The 17899-nt window shown below is 62.9% G+C and carries 20 protein-coding genes; 9 read left to right on the forward strand and 11 right to left on the reverse strand.

Going from position 1 to position 17899, the window contains the following annotated elements:
* Window positions 1–97 precede the first annotated feature (97 nt).
* The 4 genes from ACGYKA_RS03240 to fabD all read right to left on the reverse strand — a co-directional run bounded on the left by ACGYKA_RS03240 (window position 98) and on the right by fabD (window position 2963).
* The gene (locus ACGYKA_RS03240; protein WP_271689877.1) at window positions 98–631 is read right to left on the reverse strand and encodes a GNAT family N-acetyltransferase; all 534 of its coding nucleotides are present in this window, start codon (window positions 629–631) and stop codon (window positions 98–100) included.
* A 159-nt stretch (window positions 632–790) separates the two neighbouring features.
* Window positions 791–1024 (reverse strand): acyl carrier protein, encoded by a 234-nt coding sequence (locus ACGYKA_RS03245; RefSeq protein ID WP_067261852.1) that lies wholly within the window; start codon window positions 1022–1024, stop codon window positions 791–793.
* Window positions 1025–1226: 202 nt separating this feature from the next.
* Window positions 1227–1964 carry a 3-oxoacyl-[acyl-carrier-protein] reductase gene (gene fabG / locus ACGYKA_RS03250; protein WP_394412636.1) on the reverse strand — a complete coding sequence of 246 codons (738 nt, stop codon included), beginning with the start codon at window positions 1962–1964 and terminating at the stop codon, window positions 1227–1229.
* Window positions 1965–2030: 66 nt separating this feature from the next.
* Window positions 2031–2963, reverse strand: a complete 933-nt coding sequence (fabD, locus tag ACGYKA_RS03255; protein ID WP_394412640.1) for an ACP S-malonyltransferase — start codon at window positions 2961–2963, stop codon at window positions 2031–2033.
* 223 nt (window positions 2964–3186) lie between these two features.
* Here fabD and rpsF point away from each other — a divergent pair, with 223 nt between their 5' ends.
* The 6 genes from rpsF to ACGYKA_RS03285 all read left to right on the forward strand — a co-directional run bounded on the left by rpsF (window position 3187) and on the right by ACGYKA_RS03285 (window position 7531).
* A complete protein-coding gene (gene rpsF / locus ACGYKA_RS03260; RefSeq protein WP_067261847.1) occupies window positions 3187–3540 on the forward strand; it encodes a 30S ribosomal protein S6 in 354 nt (117 codons plus the stop codon).
* Window positions 3541–3569: 29 nt separating this feature from the next.
* On the forward strand, window positions 3570–3797 hold the full coding sequence (rpsR, locus tag ACGYKA_RS03265) for a 30S ribosomal protein S18 (RefSeq protein ID WP_005852865.1): 228 nt from the start codon (window positions 3570–3572) through the stop codon (window positions 3795–3797).
* An 11-nt stretch (window positions 3798–3808) separates the two neighbouring features.
* Entirely contained in the window at window positions 3809–4435 is a 627-nt protein-coding gene (rplI, locus tag ACGYKA_RS03270; protein ID WP_067261846.1) for a 50S ribosomal protein L9, read from the forward strand.
* A gap of 161 nt (window positions 4436–4596) precedes the next feature.
* Window positions 4597–4887 (forward strand): hypothetical protein, encoded by a 291-nt coding sequence (locus ACGYKA_RS03275; RefSeq protein WP_168612589.1) that lies wholly within the window; start codon window positions 4597–4599, stop codon window positions 4885–4887.
* Window positions 4888–5014: 127 nt separating this feature from the next.
* Window positions 5015–5500, forward strand: a complete 486-nt coding sequence (locus ACGYKA_RS03280) for a transglycosylase SLT domain-containing protein (protein ID WP_394412643.1) — start codon at window positions 5015–5017, stop codon at window positions 5498–5500.
* 72 nt (window positions 5501–5572) lie between these two features.
* Window positions 5573–7531 carry a bifunctional 2',3'-cyclic-nucleotide 2'-phosphodiesterase/3'-nucleotidase gene (locus ACGYKA_RS03285; RefSeq protein ID WP_394412646.1) on the forward strand — a complete coding sequence of 653 codons (1959 nt, stop codon included), beginning with the start codon at window positions 5573–5575 and terminating at the stop codon, window positions 7529–7531.
* A 293-nt stretch (window positions 7532–7824) separates the two neighbouring features.
* Here the strand turns inward: ACGYKA_RS03285 and tig are convergent, their stop codons facing one another.
* The 3 genes from tig to ACGYKA_RS03300 all read right to left on the reverse strand — a co-directional run bounded on the left by tig (window position 7825) and on the right by ACGYKA_RS03300 (window position 10639).
* Entirely contained in the window at window positions 7825–9156 is a 1332-nt protein-coding gene (gene tig, locus ACGYKA_RS03290) for a trigger factor (RefSeq protein WP_067261839.1), read from the reverse strand.
* Window positions 9157–9309: 153 nt separating this feature from the next.
* A complete protein-coding gene (locus ACGYKA_RS03295; protein ID WP_394412649.1) occupies window positions 9310–10227 on the reverse strand; it encodes a calcium/sodium antiporter in 918 nt (305 codons plus the stop codon).
* A 127-nt stretch (window positions 10228–10354) separates the two neighbouring features.
* Window positions 10355–10639, reverse strand: coding sequence for a DUF2312 domain-containing protein (locus tag ACGYKA_RS03300; RefSeq protein WP_067261835.1), 285 nt, complete (start codon window positions 10637–10639; stop codon window positions 10355–10357).
* Window positions 10640–10747: 108 nt separating this feature from the next.
* Here ACGYKA_RS03300 and ACGYKA_RS03305 point away from each other — a divergent pair, with 108 nt between their 5' ends.
* Complete coding sequence (locus ACGYKA_RS03305; protein WP_168612596.1) at window positions 10748–10987, forward strand: hypothetical protein; 240 nt, start codon at window positions 10748–10750, stop codon at window positions 10985–10987.
* 67 nt (window positions 10988–11054) lie between these two features.
* Window positions 11055–11477, forward strand: a complete 423-nt coding sequence (locus tag ACGYKA_RS03310; RefSeq protein ID WP_394412652.1) for a TIGR01244 family sulfur transferase — start codon at window positions 11055–11057, stop codon at window positions 11475–11477.
* Window positions 11478–11508: 31 nt separating this feature from the next.
* Here ACGYKA_RS03310 and ACGYKA_RS03315 read toward each other — a convergent pair whose 3' ends face one another.
* The 4 genes from ACGYKA_RS03315 to ACGYKA_RS03330 form a co-directional block, all read right to left on the reverse strand.
* Complete coding sequence (locus tag ACGYKA_RS03315; RefSeq protein ID WP_394412655.1) at window positions 11509–14208, reverse strand: ATP-binding protein; 2700 nt, start codon at window positions 14206–14208, stop codon at window positions 11509–11511.
* Complete coding sequence (locus ACGYKA_RS03320; protein ID WP_394412658.1) at window positions 14208–14498, reverse strand: hypothetical protein; 291 nt, start codon at window positions 14496–14498, stop codon at window positions 14208–14210. Before ACGYKA_RS03320 ends, ACGYKA_RS03315 begins: the two co-directional genes overlap by 1 nt.
* A 6-nt stretch (window positions 14499–14504) precedes the next feature.
* Window positions 14505–14873 carry a response regulator transcription factor gene (locus ACGYKA_RS03325; protein ID WP_067261826.1) on the reverse strand — a complete coding sequence of 123 codons (369 nt, stop codon included), beginning with the start codon at window positions 14871–14873 and terminating at the stop codon, window positions 14505–14507.
* A gap of 117 nt (window positions 14874–14990) precedes the next feature.
* A complete protein-coding gene (locus ACGYKA_RS03330; RefSeq protein ID WP_394412661.1) occupies window positions 14991–16283 on the reverse strand; it encodes a helix-turn-helix domain-containing protein in 1293 nt (430 codons plus the stop codon).
* Between the two features lie 234 nt (window positions 16284–16517).
* On the opposite strand from ACGYKA_RS03330, the gene ACGYKA_RS03335 reads away from it, so the two are divergent.
* On the forward strand, window positions 16518–17864 hold the full coding sequence (locus tag ACGYKA_RS03335; RefSeq protein WP_067261823.1) for a substrate-binding protein: 1347 nt from the start codon (window positions 16518–16520) through the stop codon (window positions 17862–17864).
* Window positions 17865–17899 lie beyond the last annotated feature (35 nt).

The raw sequence follows: 17899 nt of genomic DNA on the forward strand, positions 1-17899 counted from the left end.
CAAAAGCCTGTAGGCACAAGCATATCGGCGGCGGTCCGCAGGCAGAGCGCAAAAACGCCGATGGGTCGAATCTCAGGGGCCTTCGCGGCTCGTGGGCTCAGCCCGGCGGGCCGCGCCGGGTCATCAGATGCACCGCACCGCCCGCCGTCTTGACGTCGCGCAGCCCCTGATAGCCAAGCGCCCCCGCGATCCGCAAAGCGGCCTCATTCCCCGCCGAGATCATACAGACCGTGCGGCCCGTGATCACCCGATCAAACCACTCATGCGCCGCCCGGGCGGCCTCGGCCCCAAGCCGCTGGTCTTGGGCCTGAGGGGCCAAGACCAGCCGCGCCTCGGGGTAAGTGTCGAAATCCTCGCCGAAATTGCGGGAGCCGAAAACGAAACCGGTCTGGCCCAGCATCTCGCGCTGGCGGTGGAGCTGCACCGCCCACTGCCCAAAACCGGTGATCTGCCAATGGCCCGCGTTGCGCAAAAAAGCGTCCCATGACTGGCCCTTGGGCCGGGGCTGATCGAGGATCCGGTCCGCCACATCGGGCATCGCCCAAATCTCGGCATAGCGCTGAAAATCCTCGGCGCGCATGGCGCGCAGGGTCAGTCTGGCGGTGTTGATGGTCGGGATCGTGCGGGACATGGGGTGAATTGCCTTCACGCTTGAAACTTCTTGGCGCAGACATGCGACCTCAGCTCCAAAGGGACAAGCCCGCCCCGTTCAGACAAATAAAAACGGCGTCATTCCGCTAGGAACAACGCCGTTTTCAAAACTCAAATTCGCCGGTTGCCCGGCAAAGCCTTAGGAGGCTTCTTTGATGAACTTAACCGCATCGCCAACGGTCTGGATGTTCTCAGCCGCGTCATCGGGGATCTCGATGCCGAACTCTTCTTCGAACGCCATCACCAGTTCCACGGTGTCGAGGCTGTCTGCGCCGAGATCGTCGATGAACGACGCATTCTCAGTCACTTTGTCCTCTTCCACGCTCAGGTGTTCTACAACGATCTTTTTCACGCGGTCTGCGACGTCGCTCATAATAAGTCCTCATGTCTTCGGGCCATTCAAGGCCCCTTTTGGTTTCCGCCCGCCGATGATCAGCGTTTGGAGGATGCCCCAAAAGGGGCGGCTATCTCCTTGTTCGCACAAGGCGCAGGGGGTGATCAAGCACCCTCCGTTTCGATTCTGCGCCCCCTTTAGCACATGCGCCGGGCTTGGCAAACGCTATTGAGGCGCAGGGTCACAACATGGCCATACCGCCGTTCACATGCAAGGTGGTCCCTGTCACATAGGCGGCCTCGGGGCTGGAAAGATAGACTACGGCGGCGGCGATCTCATCCGGGTCGCCCATGCGGCCTGCGGGAATTTGCCCCATGATTCCAGACTTTTGCTCATCCGTCAGCTTGTCGGTCATGGCGGTGGTGATAAAGCCCGGGGCCACGGCGTTCACGGTGATCCCGCGGCTTGCCACCTCATAGGCCAGCGACTTGGACATGCCCACGACACCCGCCTTGGAGGCCGCGTAATTCGCCTGACCGGGGTTACCGGTGGCGCCCACCACGCTGGAGATATTGATGATCCGGCCCCAACGCGCCCTCATCATGCCGCGCATCACCCCTTTGCAGAGCTTGAAGGTCGCGGTGAGATTCACGTTGAGCACCGAATTCCACTCGTCATCCGACATGCGCATGAAAAGATTGTCGCGGGTGATGCCCGCGTTGTTCACCAGAATATCAACCGAGCCCATGGCCTCCGCCGCCTGTTTCGGCAGCGCGTCGACCGCCTCCATATCGCTGAGGTTGCACGGCAGCACATGTGCGCGCTCGCCCAACTCGGTTTTCAGCGCTTCCAATGGTTCGGTCCGCGTGCCGGACAGACCAACGGTGGCCCCTTGGGCGTGCAGCTTGCGCGCGATATCCGCGCCGATGCCGCCCGAAGCGCCGGTGATCAGGGCATTCTTTCCTGTAAGATCGAACATGTCTCTTCCTTTATTCTCTCACGGGGCGCAGAGCCCCGGCGCGGCAAGATACCGCTTTTCTATGTCTTAGGATTCGGCCGCGGCCTTCACCTCGTCCGGTGTGCCGATGCTGCGGGTGGCGACACTCTTGTCGATGCGCCGGATCATGCCCGAAAGCGCCTTGCCCGCGCCGATCTCCCACGCCTCTGTCACGCCCTGCGCGGCCATCCACTCGACCGAGGAACGCCAGCGCACGCGGCCCGTGACCTGTTCGACCAGCAATTCACGAATGCGGGCGGCGTCCGACACCGCCTCGGCGGTGACATTGGCTACCAGCGGCACGGCGGGATCGTTGAAGGTCACCTCGCTCAGTGCTTTCGCCATCTCTTCCGCAGCCGGCCCCATCAGCGGGCAATGGAAAGGGGCGGAGACGGGCAGCAGCAACGCGCGCTTGGCCCCGGCCTCTTTTGCCATGGCGACGGCGCGCTCTACCGCGGCCTTCTCGCCCGAAAGCACGTTCTGGCTCGGGTCATTCTCATTGGCGACCTGACAGACGGCACCTTCGGCAGCGGCTTCGGCCAGTTTCTCGGTCTCTTCGATCCCGAGACCGAGAATCGCCGCCATGGCGCCCTCACCCACCGGCACGGCGGCCTGCATCGCTTTGCCGCGAATCCGCAGCAGCCGTGCGGTGTCGGCCAGCGACAGCGCACCAGCGGCGCATAGTGCGGAATACTCTCCAAGGCTGTGACCGGCCACGAAAGCGGCCTTACCAACCTCGACACCCTCGGCCTTCAGCGCGGCCATGGCGGCCATCGAAGTCGCCATCAGCGCGGGCTGGGCGTTCTCGGTCAGGGTCAGCGTCTCGATGTCGCCCTCCCAGATCAGCCCCGACAGTTTCTCGCCCAAGGCCGCGTCGACCTCGTCGAAAACGGCGCGGGCTTCGGGGTAGGCTTCGGCCAGATCGCGGCCCATGCCGATGGTCTGGGCGCCCTGCCCGGGGAAAACGAATGCGATGCTCATGGTTGCAGCCTCTTATTAGCGATTTCATCCGATGTATCGCGTCACATGCCGCAAGGGCAAGCCATTCACGGCCCACGCGCCCGCGCCGGGGGTTGCCGTGGCCGGGAAACCGTGTATACGGGCGCTTCCTTGCACAGCATATGAACCGCGCAGACTCTCGTGGTGGGGAGCAAGGATGAACGCCCCGCCTATGAAATGCGCCTTGATACAAATAGGAGTGCACATGCCGCTTTATGAGCATGTTATGATTGCGCGTCAGGACCTGTCCAACACGCAAGCAGAAGGCCTCATCGAACACTTCGGCACCGTTCTCGCGGACAACGACGGCAAGCTCGTCGACAGCGAGTACTGGGGCGTCAAGACGATGGCCTACAAGATCAACAAGAACCGCAAGGGCCACTATGCCTTCCTGCGTTCGGACGCACCCGCGACCGCCGTGCAGGAAATGGAACGCCTGATGCGCCTGCATGATGACGTGATGCGCGTCCTGACCATCAAGGTCGACGAGCACAAAGAACTGCCCTCCGTGCAGATGCAGAAACGTGACGAACGCGACAACCGTCGCGAGCGCCGTTGATCGCCAGCTTGAAGAAGAGGACATAAACCATGGCTGCAAAACCATTTTTCCGCCGTCGCAAAGTCTGCCCCTTCTCGGGCGACAACGCACCTGCGATCGACTACAAGGACACACGTCTGCTGCAACGCTACATCTCTGAGCGTGGCAAGATCGTTCCTTCCCGCATCACCGCCGTATCGGCCAAGAAACAACGCGAGCTGGCCCGTGCCATCAAACGCGCCCGTTTCCTCGCCCTGCTGCCCTACGCCGTCAAGTAAGGAGAGAGCACATGCAAGTTATCCTTCTGGAACGTGTGGCCAAACTGGGCCAGATGGGCGAAGTCGTGGACGTAAAGCCCGGCTATGCCCGCAACTACCTGCTGCCGCAGGGCAAGGCGCTGTCGGCCTCCAAGGCCAACGTCGAGGCCTTTGAGGGCCAGAAAGCCCAGCTCGAAGCACAGAACCTCGAGACCAAGAAAGAAGCCGAGAAACTCGCCGAGAAGCTGAACGGTCAGCAGTTCGTCGTGATTCGCTCCGCTTCCGACGCCGGCGCGCTCTACGGCTCCGTCACCACCCGTGACGCCGCCGAAGCCGCGACTGCCGAAGGTTTCTCGATCGACCGCAAGCAGGTCGTTCTGGGCAACCCGATCAAGGAACTGGGCGTGCATGACGTGCGCATCATCCTGCACCCCGAAGTCGACGCCACAATCGAGCTGAACGTTGCACGTTCGCCCGAAGAGGCCGAGCTTCAGGCATCGGGCAAATCAATTCAGGAACTGGCCGCCGAAGAGGAAGCCGCCGCTGAATTCGAGATCTCCGAACTCTTCGACGACATCGGCTCTGCCGCTGACGAAGACGGCGACTCGGACGTGGTGCGCACCCCCGAGGGCGACGCACAGGACGACAGCAACAGCTGATCCGGCCTGTCCGATCTGACATGAAACGCCGCGCGGTCCTCCGCGCGGCGTTTTCTTTTGCGCAGCCCCTCCAACCGCCCCGCACGCGCCTCTGACGCAAACCCCTGCAAAAACAGCGCGATTTATGCTATGATACCTCCATTCAGCATGGAGGATGACACATGCGTTACATCACCATCACCACTTGGGAACTCGCCGACGGGGCGGATTACGACGTGGCCCTACGCGCCATCGAAGAAAAGCGCCTGCCCGCCCTCAAAGGCTTTGGCGCCAGCCGCATCACCGTGGTCCGCACCTCTGAGCGCACGAGTGCCGCAATCACCGAATGGCCCGACAGGGCCACGCGCGACGCCGCCGAACTCAAAATCGACGAGGTCCGCCGTTCGGTAAAACGCGAAGATCAAAGCCGCATGACCGGTGAAATGAAAGGCGAAATCGTCGCCGACGTCTAAGCATGGCGAAAAGCCGCGCCTGAGGGTCCAAGGCTTGGGCAAGGGGCCGCGTATCCTGCGCCTGCGCTCTTGCCCGATGTCCCCCTTGGGGCGATCCTCGGGGCGAGATAACAAGCCCCGGTGCATCATGCCTCAGACCACACGCCGCATGTTCCTTTCCCTGATCGCCGCCAGCACGCTCACCGCCTGCAACGCCGCGCCCGAAGTCTCCCCCACGCCGCCGCAGCGCCCCGCCCTGCCCCTGCATCCGAATGAGACGCCCGAGTTGCGGCGCAAGATCAACCACTGGGCCGACTTCTATGACCTGCCGCGCCCATTGGTGCACCGTCTGGCCATCCGCGAAAGCACCCACAACCCTAGCGCCCGCAACGGCCCCTATTACGGGCTGCTGCAAATCCTGCCCGCCACCGCACGGTCGATGGGGTTCCAAGGCAAACCTTCCGATCTTTTAGACGCCGATACCAATCTGAAATACGCGCTGAAATATCTGCGCGGCGCCTGGCTCCTGTCGGACGGCGACCATGGCACCGCCATCAAATGGTACGCCCGCGGTTACTATTACGAGGCAAAGCGTCGCGGCATGCTTGTGGAAACCGGCCTACGGGACGGGTGATTAATTTTCGGGCTTGCGCGGCCTCTCGCTTCGCCTCAGGTAGGTGTTAATCACGTCAAGAAGGAACGCCGCATGACCCTCCGCCTCAACCGCCGTCACTTCCTCGCCGGCTCTGCCGGACTGCTGGCCCTTCACCCCTTCTCGCTCCGCGCCGCCGCCAATCAAGCGCATCTGCGGCTGATGGAGACGACCGACCTGCATGTGCATGTCTTTCCTTACGACTATTACGCCGACAAAGAGGTCGACACCGTGGGCCTTGCCCGCACCGCCAGCATCGTCAAATCGATCCGCGCCGAGGCGACCAATACCCTAATGCTCGATAACGGCGACTTTTTGCAGGGCAATCCGATGGGCGATTACATCGCTTATGAGCGCGGCATGAAAGAAGGCGACATGCACCCGGTGATCCAAGCGATGAACGCGCTTGGCTATGACGCCTCGACCCTGGGCAATCACGAGTTCAACTACGGGCTCGACTTCCTGATGAAATCCCTCGCCGGGGCCGACTTCCCGGTGGTTAGCGCAAATGTCGTCAAAAAGGTCGGTGCAAAGCCGAGCGACGATGAGACACTGGTCAAACCCTATGTCCTGCTCGACCGGATGTTGACCGATGGCGCAGGTGAGACGCATTCGATCAAGATCGGCATCATCGGTTTCGTTCCGCCCCAGATCATGAGCTGGGACCGCCGCCACCTCGAAGGCAAGGTGCAGGCCCGCGATATCCTCGAGTCCGCCCGCGCATGGGTGCCCCAGATGAAAGAGGCAGGGGCCGACATCATCATCGCGCTGTCGCACTCGGGCATCGGTGCAGCCAAGGAAGAGGATATGATGGAGAACGCCTCTGTCCCCCTCGCCGCGGTGGAGGGGATCGACGCCATCATGACCGGGCACAGCCACCTCGTCTTCCCCTCGGGCAGCTATGCGGACTATCCGGGCGTGGACGTCAGCGAGGGCACGATCCATGGCAAACCCGCCACCATGGGCGGCTTCTGGGGCAGCCACCTCGGCCTGATCGACCTGATGCTGGAGCGTGACGGCAGCGGCTGGCGCATCGCCAGCCATAGCGCCGAGGCACGCGCCATTTCGCAGCGCAACGAAGACCGCTCAGTGATGCCGCTGGTGGAAAGCGATGCCGAGGTGCTTGCCTCCGTCCAGCAGGAACATGATGAAACGCTGGCCTATGTCCGCCGTGCCGTGGGCAAGACCGACGCCAATCTGCACAGCTATTTCGCGCTGGTAGCGGATGATCCTTCGGTGCAGGTCGTCTCCAACGCGCAGCGCTGGTATATCCAACAGATGCTGAAGGGGACCGAACATGAGGGGCTGCCAATCCTCTCCGCCGCCGCCCCCTTCAAGGCCGGTGGCCGTGGCGGGCCTGAGTATTACACCGATGTGCCGAAAGGCGATGTAGCGATCAAGAATGTCTCCGACCTCTACCTCTACCCCAACACCGTCCGCGCGGTGCGCGTGACCGGGGCGCAGGTGAAAGACTGGCTCGAACGTTCCGCCGGCATGTTCATCCAGATCACCCCCGGCAAGGCCAATCAACCGCTGCTGAACCCCGAGTTCCCCAGCTACAATTTCGATGTGATCGACGGGGTCACCTATCAGATCGACCTCAGCCAGCCTTCGAAATTCAGCCCCAAGGGCGCCGTGGCGCACCCTGAGGCGAGCCGGATCGTGAACCTGGAGTTCGAAGGGAAACCTCTTGATCCTAAAGCCGAATTCATCATCGCCACCAACAACTACCGCGCCAGCGGCGGCGGGGCCTTCCCCGGCGCGATGGGCGATACCATCGTCTTTGAAGGGCCTGACACCAACCGCGATGTGATTGTGCGCTATATCGTCGAAAAAGGCACCATTAGCCCCCGCGCCGATGCCAACTGGCGCTTCGCGCCGTTGGAGGAAACGAGCGTAATGTTCGAAACCGGGCCAAAGGCGGCGGACTACGTCGATGAGGTGACAGGCGTAGAGATGGAGCAGGTTGGCGACACGGAAGACGGCTTCGCGCAGTTCCGGATTACTTTGTGACGTCCCCGATGCGTATCAGCATCTGACATTGCCACAAAGGGCAGCGCCCTCCCTGGGGGGCGCTGCAACGATGGTGCCCTGCGGTCGCCCCCATCGCACACAACTGCTGCGAATTTCCGAGACCTTGCAAATCGCCCCCCGGAGTGCCCCCGGGCGGGACGTCGACAGTAGGTTCGGTATTCCTTCACGCCCATCCAGAGTGACAGGCAAAGGCCACGCTTCTCATCCAGCCCAAACGAAACAGGGGCGACGGTTTCCCGTCGCCCCTGCTCCAAAATCCGATCCGGTAAGACTTATTCGTCTTCCAGCTCTTCAACAGCTTTCTGGAGCTCTTCTTTCGAGATCTCTTTCTCGGTCACCTTGGCCTGTTCGACCACGTGATCGACGACCTTGTCCTCGAAGATCGGCGCGCGCATCTGCTGCTGCATCTGCTGGTTCTGCTGCACGAATTCAAAGAACTGACGCTCCTGACCCGGGTACTGACGCGCCTGGTTCATGATCGCTTGGGTCATCTCGGCATCGGTCACCTGAACGTCGGCTTTCTGGCCCAGCTCGGCCAGCAGCAGGCCCAGACGGACACGGCGTTCGGCCAATGTCTTGTGCTCGTCTGTCGGCTCGATCTCGGGGTGGTCGTGGCCTTCCACATCGGGGTTTTCCTCGTGCCACAGCTGATGCGCGATCTGCTTGGCTTCGGCATCGACCAGCGACGGAGGCAGATCAAAGCTGACCTCTTTGTCGAGCGCGTCCAGCAGGTTACGCTTCATCACAGCGCGCGATGCGCCAGCATATTCCGCTTCCAGACGCTCAGCGATCTGACCTTTCAGCGCGTCGAGATCCTCGGCGCCGAATTTCTTGGCCATCTCGTCGTTTACTTCAGCAGCAACAGGCTCTTTCACTTCTTTGACAGTGCAAGCGAATGTCGCTTCCTTACCGGCCAGATGCGCGGCCTGATACTCTTCGGGGAAGTTCACGACGACGGATTTCTCTTCACCCGCTTTCACGCCAACCAGCTGCTCTTCGAAGCCGGGGATGAAGGAGTTGGAGCCCAGCACCAGCGGGTAATCTTCCGCCGCGCCGCCTTCGAATTCTTCGCCGTCGACAGAGCCTTTGAAGTCGATCACAACCTGATCGCCATCTTCGGCCTTGGCACCCTCTTCGCGGGCTTTGAAGTCCTGCGCGGTTTCGGCAAGGCTTGCCAGCGCTTCTTCGACAGCCGCATCGTCAGCTTTGACCACCATCTTTTCCAGTTCGATCTTGCTCAGATCAACTTCGGGAATCTCAGGCAGCTTTTCGTAGGACATGGAGACTTCGACGTCGTCGCCCTCTTTCCAGTCCTCATTGGTCATCTTGACCTCGGGCTGCATCGCGGGGCGGTCGCCGGTCTTTTCGAAATGCTCGTTCATGGCACCGTCGATGCTTTCCTGCATCGCTTCGCCCATGATCCGCTGGCCGAACTGCTTTTTCAGCAGCGCCATCGGCACCTTGCCCTTGCGGAAGCCCTTCATCTCGACTTCTGGCTGCGCTTCGGCCAGCTTCTCGTTGACCTTGGCTTCAAGCTCATCGGCGGTGACGGTGATGTTGTAACCGCGTTTCAGACCTTCGTTCAGCGTCTCGTTGACCTGCATGTGTGCTCCATAGGGTAAGGCCGCGCGGCGGGGGCGCGGGCGAAAATTTGTGTCCTTCTATGGGTGTTGAACCGCCTGCGCAAGGGGGTCCGCGGCCCATCGCACCACATCCGCAGAAATCGCCCCGTCCCCGCCGGGCCACCCAGTGCCGGGTTACACCAAAAGCACGGCGACATAGGCCACATAGGCCAGCGCAAAGAGCGCCCCCTGCCCGCGTGTCACGCGCCCGCCAAAGGCGCAGGCGATCAGCGCCACCGTGGCCCCCAGCATCACCCAGATGTCGAGCGTGGCGATCTGCATAGCAACCCCCACCGGCTGGATCAGCGCGGTGATGCCCAGAACGCCGAGGATGTTGAAGATGTTGGAGCCGACCACGTTGCCCAATGCCACATCGCTCTGCCCGCGCCTTGCGGCGATGACCGATGTGACCAATTCCGGCATGGAGGTGCCAACGGCCACGATGGTCAGGCCGATCACCGCCTCGGACAGCCCCACGGCCTGCGCAAGCGCCACGGCGCCGGTGACCAGAAACCGCGCCGAAAGAATGGTCAGCAAAAGCCCCCCCAGCAGCCAGACGAGCGCCAGCCAGGACGGCGCTTGATCCGGCAGCGGTTCCATCGCCTCTGCCCCGCTTCGATCGCTGCGAAAGGTGTAAATCAGATAGGCCGCCAGCCCCACGAGGGCGGCGCCCCCCGCAAGCCGATCCACCTGCCCCAGCAGCACAGTGCCAAGGCAGAGCAGGCTCGCCGCCAGCATGACCGTCCCGTCTCGCGCGAAACTACGCCCGGAGATGGCCACCGGGGCGATCACCGCCGCGAAGCCGAGAATCAGCAGGATATTCGCGATGTTCGATCCCACGACATTCCCAAGCGCGATGTCCGGCGCGCCCAGCAAAGCCGCCTGAACCGAGGTCACTAATTCAGGGGCCGAGGTGCCAAAGCCCACCACCGTCAGCCCGATCACTAAGGGCGACAAGCCAACCCTCTGCGCCAGCGCCACGGCACCGCGCACCAGATACTCACCACCGAGCACGAGCCCCAGCAGACCACCAAGGACAAACAGAATGTTCACGGGAAAAATCTCACCGGCCTCAGACCATCGGGCGCCGCGGAGACCGCGCAGACGCCCGATGCAAATGGGGATGGGCCGGAGGCATTCAAGGCCGCGCGGAAAATTCAGGTCCGCCGCGGCAGGGCGCTTACATGCCCAAGGCTTCTTTATACATTTCCATCACCGCTTCTTCTTCGGCGATGTCGTCCTTGTCGCGTTTGCGCAGGGCGATCACCTTACGCAGCACCTTGGTGTCGTAACCGCGCGATTTCGCTTCGGCCATCACCTCTTTTTGCTGTTCGGCAAGGTCTTTCTTCTCCGCGTCCAAACGCTCGATCCGCTCGACGAACTGGCGCAGCTCATTGGCGGTGACCCGGTAGGTCGCATCACCTTGGGATTCGACGACATCGGGATTGGTGCTGGTATCGCTCATGGGAAGTCCTCACGGAATGGCTGGCTCTGGCGGGTTTGACTACAGGCTGCACGCCCAGCCCGCAAGCGGGACTTGCCCCCCTTGGCGGTTTGGCGTAGCTCTGCCGCCATGGAAAGCGCAAACACATCTATTTTCGATCTCATGGTCTGGGGCGGCGCGGGTCTGTCCCTTCTGGGATTGCTCGGTCTGGGCTGGTGCATCATCAAGGTGAGCCGTGCAAAACGCGCGCAGCTCGACGATGAGGAGATGCGCGTGGTGCTGCGCAAAGTCGTGCCGCTGAACATGGGTGCGCTGTTTCTCTCCGTGATCGGCCTGATGCTGGTGATCCTCGGGATTTCGCTGGGCTGATCGGCGCGCTTGAACGGCCCGCCCCGGCGGTGCTGGACAGGGCCGCTGCATCTGCTTAAATCGGCCCATGGATATTCGCCAAATCACCCCCCGCTATTTCGTCGCCCCGCAGATCGAGCCCGGTGACATGGAAAGCCTGCGCGCCCAAGGCATCACCCGCATCCTGTGCAACCGCCCCGACGCGGAAGTGCCGCCCAGCCATCAGGCCGCCGCCATGCGCAACGCGGCCGAGGCCGCGGGGATTGCCTTTGCCGAACAGCCGCTGACCCACCAGACCATGACCCCAGATGTCATTGCCAAGAACCGCGCCCTCGGCGTGGAGACCGATGACACCGTGCTGGCCTATTGCGCCTCGGGCACCCGCTCCACCATCGCTTGGGCCTTGGGCCAAGCCGGCGAGATGGACAGCGACGCGATCATCGAAGCCGCACGTCAGGGCGGGTATGACCTTGAGAACATGCGCCCCATGCTGGGACAAAGCTATACCTGAGGTCTCTGCCGGCCCCTTGGGGGCCGGTATTCTACGCCGCTGCGGTCAGGGCGCGTGAAGGCAGTTGAACCCGGAAGGCCGTGCCGGGCACATCCCGCAGAAAGCTGATCTCTCCGCCCAAGCGGCACATGATCTCACGGCAGATGGCAAGGCCAAGGCCCGCGCCATCGCCCTCACCCGTGATGCGCGAGAATTTCTCGAAAATCAGCGCCTCCGACCCTGCGTCGATCCCATGGCCGTTGTCGACGAAATCAATCACCAGCCCCTGCGCCGTCACCCGCGGCGTGATCACCAGTCGCGGGTCATCCGCAGCGCAGTATTTGCGGGCGTTGGTGACGAGGTTGATAAAGACCTGCACCAGCCGGTCGAGATCGCTGGTCAGCACAATATCCTCGGCCTGCGGATCGCGCAGCACGTTGAGCGGCCGCGTGGCCCCCGCTTGCGCCGTAGTCACCGCCAGGTCCAGCAGATCGCGCAGGTTGCCCTCGCGCTGGTTCAGCGTCACCTGCCCGTTCTCCAGCACCGACAGATCCAACAGATCATCCAATAGCCGCGTCAGACGGATCGTCTCGCTATGGATGATCGTGGCATAGCGGTTCTTGTCGGCGTCCGTGAGACCGGGCGCATCGCGCAAGATCTCGGAAAACGAGCGGATCGAGGTCATCGGCGTGCGCAATTCATGGCTGATCTGGCTGAGGAAACTGTCCTTTTGCAGCGACAACTGCGTCAGCTTCTCATTGGCCGCGCGCAACTGCGCCGCCGTCTCGGTCAACTCGCGCGACTTGGCCTCCAACTGGCTGGAATACTCCAGCATCTGCGCGGATTCGTCGGCCACAGCCAGCAAGTCTTGGACCGAGACCGAGGCCCCGCCGACGATCTGCGCCACCATCGCATGGGCCGTCGCCGCCCCGACCGAAGCCGCCAACTCCCGCTCCAGCGCCTGCACGAATCGTGGTGTGGGCTCGGGCAGACGTTGCCCCTGCCCCTGCCGTTCGGCCTCGCGGGTGAAAAACGCCTGCGCCTCCGTCGCGCCCAAGATGCGCTGCGCCATGATCATCAAGTCTTCGCTGCCCGCGACCGAGGCCGTCCACCCCCGCGCCGGGCCGGAATGGTCAAAAACATTAACGAATTGCGCGCCCTGTAGCCGCTCCAACGGCGTGGGGAAGCTAAAGAGAGAGACGACGACGAAAACCAGCGTGTTGAGCGCCAGGCTCCAGACCACCGCATGCACCGTCGGGTCGATCCCCGCGATGCCAAAAAGCGCCTCGGGGCGCAGCCAAGCGAGCCCCCAAAGCCCCTGCTCCAAGGTCGCGCTCGACAGGGCCACATCCGCGCCAAAGCTGGGCAGCAGCATGGTAAAGACCCAAAGCACAAAGCCTGTGCCCAGCCCGCAAAGCGCACCGGTCCGCGTGGCCCCGCGCCAGAGCACGCCGCCCAGCATCGCGGGCAGAAACTGCGCCACCCCGCCGAAGGAAATCGTGCCAATCGCCGCCAGCGCCCCGCTGCCGCCCGAGGCGCGGTAATAGAGATAACCCAAGCCCACCACGCAGAAAATCGACAACCGCCGCGCAAGGATGACGATATTGCGCACATCCCCCGACTGCGTCGCCCCATCGCGGCGCAGCGCCAGCCAGATCGGCATGACAATATGGTTGCTCACCATGGTCGACAGCGCCAGCGTGGCGACGATCACCATCGAGGTCGCCGAAGAGAAACCGCCCAAGAAAGACAGCATCGCCAGCCCGTTCTGCCCTTGGCTGAGCGGCAGGCTCAGCACGAAAAGATCGGGGTTCGCGCCTTCGGGCATCAGGTCTAGCCCCACCACCGCGATGGGCACGACGAAAAGGCTCATCAGCATCAGGTACAGCGGGAAGGCCCAGCTTGCGATTTGCAACTGCCGCTCGTCGTCGTTCTCGACCACCATGACCTGAAACATGCGCGGCAGGCACAAAAGCGCGGCCCCCGAAAGCACGGTCAACGCGGCCCAACGGCTGCCCTGCACCTCCCATTGCCCGATGTCGGAGGCGTCGATCCGCGCCAAGGTCTCGCCCAAGCCTCCGGCCAGGCCCCAGATGACGTAGACCCCCACCGCCACCAGCGCCAAGAGCTTGACCACCGCCTCCACCGCGATGGCGATGACCACGCCGTGATGCCGTTCGTTTACGTTCAGGTTCCGGGTGCCGAAAAGCACGGTAAAGAGCGTCAGCCCCGCCGCGACCCAAAGCGCCGCCTGCCCCCGGTTGATCACATCGCCCCCCGCCTCGGTCAGCGGCACGTCGGCGGCGGCAAAGATCGACAGCGACAGGATAACCGATTGCAATTGCAGCGCGATATAGGGTGTGACGCCTATCACGGCCATGACCGTTACGACGATCGCCAGCGTGTTGGACTTGCCGTAGCGCGATGAAATCAGGTCCGCGATCGAGGTGACGCGATGGCTTCGCCCGATCCGCACCAAACGCCGCAGCCCCCACCACCAGCCGATCATCACCAGCGAAGGGCCGAGGTAGATGGTCACATATTCCAGCCCCGAGCGCGCCGCATATCCCACCGCGCCGTAAAAGGTCCAAGCGGTGCAATAGATCGACAGCGACAGGGTATAAACCAGTGGCGAGCGCAGCAGCCAGCCGCCCTGCCCGCGCAGGGCCGCGCGTTCGGCGGCGAAGGCCACGATGAACAGACCCGCCACATACATCAAGCAAACAGCGACCAGCTGGTTGAGCGATACCATCAGCGCGGCCCGTCCGGCTGTGCTGCATCCTCACCCGAGGCCACATCCCGCGTCCGCCGCCAGAGCGCCCATGTCCCCAAGATCAGCAGCGCCCAAACCCCGAAAAGATAGCGCAGCGCCACGCTCATCGGGATGGTCGGCGCGGTGGGGTCCGGGCTGCCCGCTGGCACGGGCCAAAGCAGCGGCACCATCCACAGCATCAGCCCCAGAAACGGCAACAGGCGCACTGCATCCATCATCCGTCGCTGACGGTAGCCGCGTTTTTCCAAAAAGATCGGCCTACGGGGCATGGCGGGTCAACTGGCGATCAGGTCGCGCACCGCGTCCAGCATCTCGGCATTTGAGAACGGCTTGGTCATGAAGCGGCTGACACCCGCCTTTTCGGCCATGGCGCGGTCCCGGCTTTGGCCCCTCGCGGTCAGCATCAGCACCGGCAACGCGCCGGTTTCGGGGTCACCCCGCAGCTCATCCAATATCTCGAAACCGCTCTTGCCCGGCAGCATCACGTCGAGCATCACCAGATCCGGCGATGCCTTGCGGATCACCTCCACCGCGCCTGACCCATTGGCCAAGGTCTCCACACGCCAACCCTCTTGGCTTAGCAAAAAGCGGATGGCCTCGGCGATATTCACCTCGTCCTCCACCAGAACTACGAGTTTGCTCATCGGCAAAAAGTCTCCCCCCTCGGTGTGCGGCGGCCCCGTCTTGCTGCGGGGTCTCGCGCACCGGGGGGAGCATGCATCGGTTTGCCAGCCCTGTCAAAAACTGCCTGCTGCGCCGCTTCAGATCCCCTCGCGCAGGATCGAAGGCTCGCGCCGCGCGCGGCATCCTTCGACCGGGCAAATGCGACAGGTCGGCCCCACCGGCTGCGCAGGCGCTGCCCCCGAGGGGACCGGCAAGAGCAGCATGACCGATTGGCTGAGCGGCGGCGTGTTATAGGCAGCCGCAGCTTGCACTTCGCAGGTGGCAATCGCCTCGAACTCCGCCTGCCCGCGCCCCATCTGCATGACGCGGGATTTCATCACCAGCCCCGGCTGCCCCTGCACCGCAAAGAGCGGCCAAAGCGGGCAGCAGGCGCCAAAGCGCGGCACGGTGAACCCTTCGATCGACTTGGCGAATGTCACGCTGCCAGAACGGTCACAGACCACCAGCCCCGCACCGAGGTCAGGCAGTGACGCCAAGCGCCGCAGCACCCGGCCCATCGGCTGGTCGAGTGCCTGAGCCAATTCGGCAGGATCGTGACCCATCTCCCCCGCCACCCGCTCCAGCCGCGCCAAAGGCAGCGCCGCCGCATCGCGGGCGATCTGTTGCAACACCCCCGTCGCGATATGCCGCGCGGCCTTGGTCTTGAGCGTATCGGCCTGTTCGACCAGCGCCGCAATCGCCGCCTGCGGGGCGCGCGCCTCTTCCAAAGGGTCGAAACGGTAGTCATGCGCGGCGAGGAAACTCTCTACCTCGGCCTGGGGCGAATGGGCCACCTCGCGGGTCTCGGCGGCACTATCGAAATAGGTCACCAGCGCCTGCGCGCTGTCGGACAGGCGGCGGCTGTCTTGGTGGATATTGGCGTGGAACCTGTCGCGCCATTCCGCCTGCAAACTGTCTGTTTCGGCCAGAATCGCGGCGGTGGAGCGGATCGCCGCGGCGGTACTCAATAGCTCATGCATGGAGGTGGCAAGCTGCGGGTCATGGGCCAACCGATCCGAGAGCGCCTCGACCGTCTGCTCCAATGCCGCGATGCGGCGCTGGCTGTTGGCCAGCACCTTGGCCCAGCCCGGAAACCGCCCCGCAAACTCATCCGCCCGGTCGCTCTCCGGCCCGGTTAGCCCCGCATCCTCCGCCGCCTCGCGCAGGGTGGCGATCAGCGCGGCTTCGGCCCCTTCGGTCAGCGCCTGCGGTTCGACCCCAAGCGCATGGGCGATGTTGAGCAAGAGCTTGCCGCCGATTCTGCGCCGATTGTGCTCGATAAGGTTGAGATAGCTGGCCGAGATGCCGCTTTGCTGCGCAAGCTCCGCCTGTTTCAGCCCCGCCATCACGCGCCGCTCACGGATGCGGCTGCCGGTCAGCCCTTCACGCATGGGACGGCCCGGCCGGATGTTTCGCCCGTTGTTTCAAGGTCTTTCTGCGCCGCAATATCATATTCTTTACAGGCCCTCCGGCAGGATTGCGAATATATTTACAAAAAAATCGTTTCGATCAAGCGCCTTATTGATCGGTTTTCATTTTCCGCGCCATAGTTTCTTTGCACTATTGCGTGTTGTGGCATCGGGGGGAGGTTCCGCTGCCGCGACTTACAAAAATGGGAGGACTTCATGTCGTTTACGAAACTGACACGCCGCGGGCTGATCCAGACCGGCGCGGTTGCCGGTGCAGGGTTGGCGCTGCCGACCTATCTGCGCGCGGAAAATCACGCGGGCTTTACCAACGCCCCCACGGGCAGCACCGTGACGCTGGGCTTCAACGTTCCGCAAACCGGCCCCTATGCCGAAGAAGGTCTGGACGAGCTGCGCGCGCAGGAACTTGCGGTCGAACACCTCAATGGCGGGGGCGACGGCGGCATGATGAACACCTTCAGTTCCAAGGCGCTGAAAGGGAACGGCATTCTGGGTAAGAAGGTCGAATATGTCACCGGCGACACCCAGACGAAATCCGACGCCGCCCGCGCCAGCGCTAAATCGATGATCGAAAAAGACGGCGCGGTGATGATCAACGGCGGCTCGTCCTCGGGCGTGGCCGTGGCGGTGCAAGACCTTTGCCAATCGGCGGGGGTGATCTTTATGGCGGGTCTCACCCACGCCAATGACACCACCGGCAAGGACCGCAAGGCCAATGGCTTCCGGCATTTCTTCAACGCCTATATGTCCGCCGCCGCCCTCGCCCCGGTGCTCAAAAACGCCTATGGCTCTGAGCGTCGCGCCTATCACCTGACGGCGGATTACAACTGGGGCTGGACCCAGCAAGAATCCATCGCCGCCGCGACCGAGGCGATGGGCTGGGAGACCGTGGAGAACGTGCTGACGCCGCTCGCCTCGACCGATTTCTCCTCCTATATCGCGCCGGTGCTGAACTCGGGCGCCGATGTGCTGGTGTTGAACCACTACGGCGGCAACATGGTGAACTCGCTCACCAACGCGGTGCAGTTCGGCCTGCTCGACAAACAGGTCAACGGCAAGAAGTTCGAGATCGTGGTGCCGCTTTACTCCGAGCTGATGGCCGCCGGTGCCGGGGCCAACGTGCAGGGCGTGATCGGCTCGATGAACTGGAACTGGCAGCTGCAAGACGAAGGGTCCAAGGCCTTTACCAAATCCTTTGGTGAGAAATATGGCCGTCCGCCGTCGAACTCCGCGCATACCTGCTACGTGCAAACGCTGCTCTATGCCGATGCGGTGGAACGCGCAGGCTCGTTCAACCCCTGCGCCGTGGTCGAGGCGCTTGAGGGCTATGAGTTTGACGGGCTGGGCAACGGGCCGACACTCTACCGCGCGGACGATCACCAGTGCTTCAAAGACGTGCTCGTGATGAAGGGGGCAGAGAACCCGACCAGCGAATACGACACGCTGGAGATCGTCGAGCAGACGCCCCGTGCACAGGTCGAATATGCCCCCGATCACCCGATGTTCGCGGGCGGTGATCTGGGCAAATGCAACCCCGGCGCGTGATCCGCTGACATCAGATGGCGCGCGGGCCTGATCCT

Source organism: Sulfitobacter sp. 1A15106 (assembly GCF_043556995.1).
Lineage (GTDB): Bacteria > Pseudomonadota > Alphaproteobacteria > Rhodobacterales > Rhodobacteraceae > Sulfitobacter > Sulfitobacter faviae.